The organism is Flavobacterium aurantiibacter (genome assembly GCF_002251775.1).
In the GTDB taxonomy this organism is placed as follows: Bacteria; Bacteroidota; Bacteroidia; order Flavobacteriales; family Flavobacteriaceae; genus Flavobacterium; species Flavobacterium aurantiibacter.
Map to the genome: position 1 here is coordinate 1 of NZ_NOXX01000082.1, position 1,416 is coordinate 1,416.

2 protein-coding genes are annotated in these 1,416 nt (G+C 33.9%); both read left to right on the plus strand.

Annotation, left to right across the window (positions count from 1 at the left end; genetic code table 11):
• The coding region (locus CHX27_RS01045; protein ID WP_133063380.1) for a hypothetical protein at nt 1-679 on the plus strand (679 nt) is incomplete at its 5' end.
• Entirely contained in the window at nt 679-1,128 is a 450-nt protein-coding gene (locus CHX27_RS01050) for a hypothetical protein (protein WP_094484925.1), read from the plus strand. The genes CHX27_RS01045 and CHX27_RS01050, both read left to right, overlap by 1 nt.
• The last annotated feature ends 288 nt before the right edge of the window (nt 1,129-1,416 follow it).

The following is a 1,416-nucleotide window of genomic DNA, read 5'->3' on the forward strand; positions in this document are numbered from 1 at the left end:
TTACGATGCCAACGGCAATCAGGTTGAAATAAGCGAAATGTTTGGGGATACACGCGTCGGAAATATGGTAAAAATTCAAATGGATGGCAAACTTTACTCCCCTTCACAACTTGATAATTCAGTTGGATCTAACAAAGCAATTGCGAATATTGCGAAATATTATGCTAAAGCAGTTGGTGCTGAAAATGGAACGATAGTTGGAACAGGAGCTACGGATGAAAAATCTAGCGAAAATCCTGCGTTTACCTGCAATTTTGATAACGTTGCGCGAATCAATAATAACGGTGGTTTTAGCCCTGCATTAGATGATATCGATAATTTTAAAAGTACTATGAAACATGAAATACTCCACCAAAAAAACAACATTAATGGTGTAAAAAGCAACTTTGAAAATCATGCTGAAGTCTATCTAAAACAAATGGCAGACCCAAGTTTCCAAAATACAACTAAAAATTATAAAGAACAAATAATAGGTTCATTTGGCAATTATTTATTAAACATGAATAGAGAGGGTTATGGCCAAAATGCGATCGATTCAAAAATTGAAACCTTTAATAGCCTAAATTTAGGTTATCAAATTTCTTCAAACACGATGAGATACTATCCAGGTACGTTGAAGCTTACAGTTCAATCAGCAAATGGAAGCTTTAGCCCAAATTATACAAAACTAAAAAATTAATGAAACCAGCTACATTACTATCGTTGTTATCGTTTCTCGTAGTTATTAGTTGTTCAAAAATTAATAGTTCAGAAAATGTTATAATTTTTGAAAATTCCAACTATAAAATTCTTACATCGAAGAAAAAATTAGAAACTTATCTTAACAATTGGCTTGAAAGACAAAAAAATAATCCTTACATGGGTATTAAGAAAGATCAGGAACTTTATGATTTAACATTTAAACAAGAGAATAAAGGGCAGATAAACTTGTATGAAATCGCAAAAAATCGAAAGTTGTCAGATCGACTATTGTTTGTGGCCGCTAACCTTATCGATCAGAAAAATGTAATTGCGTTTAACAAACAAACTAATGATGAGGTAATTATACTCTCAATGAAAGAAAAGAACACTAGAATTTTCTCGATCAATAAGGAAATCATTTTTGAAGTAGTTGATTATATTGACTAAGGGAATCGACCACTTGAGCTCAAGTACTTACATCTCAAACAATTTGGGTCAAGTAAGCCAGCCTTTAGTCCCGATCATTATCGGGAACGCCGAGTACCTACCCTTTGGCGAAATCGTTACTTTAGCAAATAGTATTCTAACACCAATAAAAAATAAATGCTTGGTGAGAAAACTTTTAGTTGACGAACACAAGAATTCGAACAACTCGCCGTTTAAGTTTAATGAGGGCGGAGCGTTAAANTTAGTCCCGATCATTATCGGGAACGCCGAGTACCTACCCTTTGGCGA